The organism is Thioalkalivibrio sp. (assembly GCF_007692535.1).
Lineage (GTDB): Bacteria > Pseudomonadota > Gammaproteobacteria > Ectothiorhodospirales > Ectothiorhodospiraceae > Thioalkalivibrio.
In genome coordinates this window covers 1-5738 of the sequence record NZ_REBW01000213.1, presented here as the reverse complement: position 1 = coordinate 5738, position 5738 = coordinate 1, and the positions used below count along the sequence as shown (strand labels likewise).

At 66.8% G+C, this 5738-nt stretch carries 6 protein-coding genes and 1 pseudogene; all 7 read left to right on the top strand.

Annotated features, from left to right (window positions below):
- A pseudogene (locus EA346_RS12220) lies at positions 1 to 287 on the top strand (ketol-acid reductoisomerase); the annotation flags it as partial.
- An 84-nt stretch (positions 288 to 371) separates the two neighbouring features.
- Entirely contained in the window at positions 372 to 1031 is a 660-nt protein-coding gene (locus EA346_RS12215) for a phosphatidylserine decarboxylase (RefSeq protein ID WP_296758977.1), read from the top strand.
- Positions 1028 to 1786 (top strand): CDP-diacylglycerol--serine O-phosphatidyltransferase, encoded by a 759-nt coding sequence (gene pssA / locus EA346_RS12210; protein WP_296758975.1) that lies wholly within the window; start codon positions 1028 to 1030, stop codon positions 1784 to 1786. Before EA346_RS12215 ends, pssA begins: the two co-directional genes overlap by 4 nt.
- Positions 1787 to 1822: 36 nt before the next feature.
- The gene (locus EA346_RS12205) at positions 1823 to 3367 is read left to right on the top strand and encodes a 2-isopropylmalate synthase (protein WP_296758973.1); all 1545 of its coding nucleotides are present in this window, start codon (positions 1823 to 1825) and stop codon (positions 3365 to 3367) included.
- A gap of 9 nt (positions 3368 to 3376) precedes the next feature.
- Complete coding sequence (locus EA346_RS12200) at positions 3377 to 4123, top strand: uracil-DNA glycosylase (protein ID WP_296758972.1); 747 nt, start codon at positions 3377 to 3379, stop codon at positions 4121 to 4123.
- A gap of 90 nt (positions 4124 to 4213) precedes the next feature.
- Positions 4214 to 4675 carry a ribosomal protein S18-alanine N-acetyltransferase gene (gene rimI, locus EA346_RS12195; protein WP_296758970.1) on the top strand — a complete coding sequence of 154 codons (462 nt, stop codon included), beginning with the start codon at positions 4214 to 4216 and terminating at the stop codon, positions 4673 to 4675.
- Positions 4676 to 4844: 169 nt separating this feature from the next.
- Positions 4845 to 5636 carry a tetratricopeptide repeat protein gene (locus EA346_RS12190; protein ID WP_296758968.1) on the top strand — a complete coding sequence of 264 codons (792 nt, stop codon included), beginning with the start codon at positions 4845 to 4847 and terminating at the stop codon, positions 5634 to 5636.
- Positions 5637 to 5738 lie beyond the last annotated feature (102 nt).

The following is a 5738-nucleotide window of genomic DNA, read 5'->3' as shown; positions in this document are numbered from 1 at the left end:
CGAACATGAACTACTCGATCTCGAACAACGCCGAGTACGGCGAGTACGTGACCGGACCGAAGGTGATCAACGAGGAATCCCGCTTTGCGATGCAGGAGGCGCTGCACCGGATCCAGACCGGTGAGTACGCGAAGGCCTTTATCGAGGAGGGTGCCGCCAATTACCCTTCGATGACCGCCTACCGGCGCCTGAACGCGGCTCATCCGATTGAGCAGGTGGGCGAACGCCTGCGTGGGATGATGCCCTGGATCACCGCGAACAAGCTCGTGGACAAGACCCGGAACTGACGCGCGCCGGGGCCCGGCAGGTCATGAGCCGGGCCCCAGGCCGTCCAGGCGCCAGGCGGCGCTTCCGCCAGACCCGGATGAACCCTGATGTTTCCCGTTGCTCCTGAAGGCAGAATCTTCGTCATCGGTACCGCCTGGCTGGCGGTGATCACCCTGTTGTTCGGGTACACCGAGGCCGGGGCGTTGCTGGTCTTCGTGGCCATTGCGCTGCTGCTGCTGTTTCGCGACTTCGTCCGCCCGATTCCGCCGCAGGCCCTGGGTATCCTGGCGCCGACAGACGGCACGGTGCAGTCGCTGGACGAGGCTGTGGATCCGTTTACCGGGAAACCGGCCCGGCGTATCGTGATCCGGCAGCGGGCGCTCGGTGAATACAATCTGAACGCGCCGCAGGAGGCGACGCTGGTGCGCAGGGTCTGGCCGGGAAAGGAGTCCGATGAGAAACCCGATCCGCAGTTGACCGGGCAACTCGGGCTGGCCTTTGAAACGGACGAGGGCCATGCCCTGTCGCTCGCGCTGGATCTGCGCCGCTGGCCCCGATTCGTTCGTCTGCCGGTCATCACGGGAAGTCGAATCGGGCGCGGGAAGCGTCTCGGCTTCGCGGGATTCGGCGGGAGCGTGACTCTCTGGGTGCCGCACACGGCACACGTGTCCGCGCGGCCGGGACAGCTCGTCCTCGCCGGGGCGGATCTGCTCGGAGAGCTTCCGGGTCAGAAAAAGGCAAGCGCGGAGGCGCCCAGGTCATGAACGAGGAGCAACCCGACGCAGCGACACGGCCACGGCGGCGTGGTGTTTTTCTTCTGCCGAACCTGTTCACCACCGGGGTTCTTTTCTCCGGCTTCTTCGCGGTGGTCTCGGCCATCAACGGCGATTTCATCACCGCCGCCATCGCCGTGTTCGTGGCGATGGTGCTCGATGGCCTGGACGGGCGGGTGGCGCGCCTGACCAATACCCAGAGCGAGTTCGGGGCACAGTACGACTCGCTCTCGGACCTGGTGGCCTTCGGCCTGGCGCCGGCGCTGATCGCCTATCTCTGGCAGTTGCACGAGCTCGGCAACCTGGGCTGGGTCGCGGCGTTCTTTTACGCGACCTCGACGGCGCTGCGCCTCGCGCGTTTCAACAGCCGGCTGGCGGTGACCGACAAGCGCTTCTTCCAGGGGCTGCCCAGTCCTGCCAGCGCGGCCTTCGTGGTGGGCACGGTCTGGGTGGCCGAGGATATGGGCCTGTTCGCGGGTTCGCCGACGATACTGATGGGGCTGGCCCTGGTCGTGACCGTTCTGGCGGGCGTGCTGATGGTCAGCAACCTGGCCTATTTCAGCTTCAAGGACATGGACTTCCGGCACCGCGTGCCTTTTTTCGCAATGCTCGCGGTGGTCGGTGTGCTGATGCTGGCCGCACTGGATCCCCCGAAGGTGCTGCTGGCCGGCTTCGTCCTGTATGCCCTCTCCGGACCCCTGCTGACACTGGAGCGCTGGCGCCGCCATCGCAGCCGCCGCTCCTGACCCGCGGCGATACCCAACGACTGGAAGACCAGGATCATGAGTCAAGACGCGCTGATCATCTTCGACACCACCCTGCGCGACGGCGAGCAGAGCCCCGGCGCTTCGATGACCCGGGACGAGAAGCTGCGCATTGCGCACCTGCTCGAGAAGCTTCGGGTGGATGTGATCGAGGCCGGTTTTCCCGCCGCGAGTCCGGGTGATTTCGAGGCCGTGCGCGCGGTCGCCCGCGCGGTCAAGGACAGCCGGGTCTGTGGCCTGACCCGGGCCCGCGCAGAGGACATCGACCGTGCCGCCGAGGCGCTGAAGGATGCCGTTGCCCCGCGCATCCACACCTTCATCGCGACCAGTTCGATCCACATGCAGCACAAGCTGCGCATGAGTCCGGATCAGGTCGTGGAACACGCAGTGGCGGCCATTCGGCACGCGCGCAACTACACCGACGACGTCGAGTTCTCCGCCGAGGACGCCGGCCGTTCCGAGATCGATTTCCTCTGCCGCGTGATCGAGGCCGCGATCGACGCAGGGGCCCGCACCATCAACATTCCGGACACCGTCGGCTACGCGATCCCGGAACAGTTCGGCGCGACGATCGCGACGTTGTTGGAACGGGTCCCCAATGCCGACAAGGCGGTGTTCTCGGTGCACTGCCACAATGATCTTGGGCTGGCCGTGGCCAACTCCCTGGCGGCGGTCCTGAATGGGGCCAGGCAGGTGGAGTGCACGATCAATGCGCTGGGTGAACGCGCCGGTAATGCCTCGCTCGAGGAGATCGTGATGGCGGTGCGTACCCGTCAGGACATCTTCCCGGTCGAGACCCGGATCGACGCCACCCAGATCGTGCCCTGCTCGCGCCTGGTGTCCAACGTCACCGGTTTTCCGGTGCAGCCGAACAAGGCCATCGTCGGCGCCAATGCCTTTGCGCACGAGTCCGGAATCCATCAGGACGGAGTGCTGAAGCACCGGGACACCTACGAGATCATGCGTGCCGAGGACGTCGGCTGGAGCGCGAACCGCATGGTCCTCGGCAAGCACTCGGGCCGCAATGCCCTGCGCTCGCGGTTGCTTGAGCTGGGCATCGAGTTCGAGACGGCCGCGGAGCTCGACGAGGTGTTCGCGCGGTTCAAGGATCTCGCGGACAAGAAGCACGACATCTTCGACGAGGACCTGCAGGCCCTGGTCTCCGAGGCCGCACCCGAGGCGTCCGACCGGTACCGGCTGAAGTTCCTGCGCGTCTGCTCCGAGACCGGCACCACGCCGCATGCCGAGGTGCACCTGGAGGTGGACGGCGAGGCACTCAGTGGCTCCGCCGACGGCGGCGGTCCGGTCGATGCCTCCTTCCAGGCGGTGGAGTCCATGGTGAACAGCGGGACCGAGCTCCTGCTGTATTCGGTCAACAACATCACTTCCGGAACCGACGCCCAGGGCGAGGTTACGGTGCGGCTCTCCCGCGCCGGACGCATCGTCAATGGCCAGGGGGCGGACACCGACATCGTGATCGCCTCGGTGAAGGCCTACCTGAACGCCCTGAACCGGCTGACGGTGCCCCCGGCCAGGGCTCATCCCCAGCACGACGGCGTCTGACCGCCCGCGATGACCCTGAGCCGTCGTCAGCGGGAGGTCCTGCACGAAATGGGGATCCCGGTCTGGGTGCGGCGCGGGCCATCCGGGGCCGAGTCCATGGCTTCCATTCCGCGGGCGTTTTCGGAGCCCTTGCATGCCCCGGTACCCTCCGCACCGGCCCCGGTGATCTCGTCAGCGGCTTCGTCCCCGCCGGTTGCGGAGCTGGATTGGGAGGCCCTGCGGACCCGGGTCGCCTCCTGCGTCGCCTGTTCGGAACTCGCGCCGCGGCGTACGCAAACGGTGTTCGGTGTCGGCGATCCCGATGCCGACTGGCTGTTCATCGGCGAGGCACCCGGTGCCGAGGAGGACCGGTGCGGAGAGCCGTTCGTCGGCCGAGCCGGGCAGCTGCTCGATAACATGCTGGCTGCGCTGGGCCTTGGTCGCGGCGAGAACGTCTATATCGCCAACATCCTGAAGTGCCGTCCGCCCGGGAACCGTGATCCCGCGGCGGCGGAGGCGGCGGCCTGCCGGCCGTTTCTGGACCGCCAGATCGCGCTGGTCGCGCCCCGGGTGGTGATTGCGCTGGGGCGGGTGGCGGCGCAGGCACTGCTGGACACCGACGTTCCGCTCGGCCAGCTGCGCGGGGAGGATCGTACCTACGGCGGCATTCCGCTGGTGGTGACCTATCATCCGGCCCACCTGTTGCGGTCGTCGGCGGACAAGGCCAAGGCCTGGACGGACCTCCTGCGCGCCCGGGCGCTGATGCTTCGCCCCTGAGCCTGATGGAACCTCGCGGGCCGTCCGCGCGTCCCCTTTACTAGCAGCTGTCATCGACCCAAGCCAAGCCGATGCTGAGGAGGCGCCATCATGAATGCTCGCGTTGAACCGATGCCGGTCCTGCGCCCGATGCGTTCCGACGATGTCGAGCGGGTGATGGCGGTCGAGGGCGGCGCCTACGCCTTCCCGTGGACCGATGGGATCTTCCGGGACTGCATCCGTGTCGGTTACGACTGCTGGGTCCTGGAACTGGAGGGCACCGTGGTCGGGCATGCGGTGCTGTCGATGGCCGCCGGGGAGGCGCACCTGTTGAACCTCACCGTCGATGCCGGCCGCCAGGGCCAGGGCCTGGGGCGTTTCCTGCTGCGACAGATCGTGGAACGTGCACGCGCCCGGGCGGTCGAGGTGCTCTTTCTGGAGGCCAGGCCATCCAATCTCGCGGCGTTGCACCTGTACCGCTCCGAGGGTTTCGCGCAGGTCGGTACACGGCCCCAGTACTATCCCGGTGAGCAGGGGCGGGAGGATGCCTGGGTCTTTTCCCTTCGCCTGTGAGCATGGCCGGATGGCCTGAACCGTCTGCGCATGTTCCGGCCGACGCCTCAGCGGGCCCGCGCTTTTTTGCCGCGGGCCTTTGCGGTTGGGCTCCGACGTCACTATGCTCTGCCTGCGAGGCAGTCAATTGAGAACGCCATCTCGAAGCAATGTCCAAGAGGGTGAAGGCATGCGCATGAATATTTCGGCTTTGTTGATTGCATTTCTCTTCCTCGCCAGCGGGTTTCTGGCACCTGTGCTGGGGCAGGCCCTGAACGAGGCGGAGCGGCAGCAGGAACTCCTGCGCATCTGGTACGAGATTCGTGAGGGGTCGGCGACCAATGGTGATCCGGAGGCCAAGTACGACGTGGGGGTCGCGAACTTCGTCGCGCGGGGCACCGCAGAGGATCATCCGAAGGCGGCCCAGTGGTTCATGCGCGCGGCGGACCGCGGGCACGCGGGGGCCCATTATTATCTCGGTTACATGTACGCGGCCGGGGTGGGCCTCGCGGCCAGCCCGGAGACCAGCATGAAGCATTACCTGCGCGCTGCGGAACTGGGTCATGCGGATGCGCAGTACCTGGTCGGCAGCCGGTACGCATCCGGTCAGGGTGTCGACCGGAATCCGGGCGAGGCGCTGAAGTGGATGACCCAGGCGGCCGAGAAGGGTGTCCCCGGTGCCCAGTTCTATGTCGGGCAGGTGCATGAGTTCGGGCAGGGTGTTCGTGCCGATCCGGCCGTTGCTGCGCAGTGGTACAAGGCGGCCGCGAACCAGGGCGAGCCGCTGGCGCAGGGTCGGCTGGGGGATCTCTATCTCGCCGGCCGCGGGGTGCCTCGGAACCTCGAAGAGGCGTACCTCTGGCACAGCCTGGCGAAGAACGACGAGCGTGTCGAGGAGATCGGACGCCGTCTCAACCGCAGCCAGCGGGCCGCGGCCGAGGACCGGGTGCGGGCCCACGCTCCGGTCGCCATGCAGCAGTAAACCCACACAAAACTGCGTAAAGCTGGCTCGATCGGTACAATAGAGAGTTTTCCCGATCGAGCCAGCCGCATGTCCTTCAGCCAGGAAACCGCCCGCCGCCGC

Bases quoted from the DNA above. Each gene is read 5' to 3' on its own strand.
- rimI (WP_296758970.1), top strand. From the start codon at position 4,214: ATGAATGCTCGCGTTGAACCGATGCCGGTCCTGCGCCCGATGCGTTCC.
- EA346_RS12200 (WP_296758972.1), top strand. From the start codon at position 3,377: ATGACCCTGAGCCGTCGTCAGCGGGAGGTCCTGCACGAAATGGGGATC.
- pssA (WP_296758975.1), top strand. From the start codon at position 1,028: ATGAACGAGGAGCAACCCGACGCAGCGACACGGCCACGGCGGCGTGGT.
- EA346_RS12190 (WP_296758968.1), top strand. From the start codon at position 4,845: ATGCGCATGAATATTTCGGCTTTGTTGATTGCATTTCTCTTCCTCGCC.
- EA346_RS12205 (WP_296758973.1), top strand. From the start codon at position 1,823: ATGAGTCAAGACGCGCTGATCATCTTCGACACCACCCTGCGCGACGGC.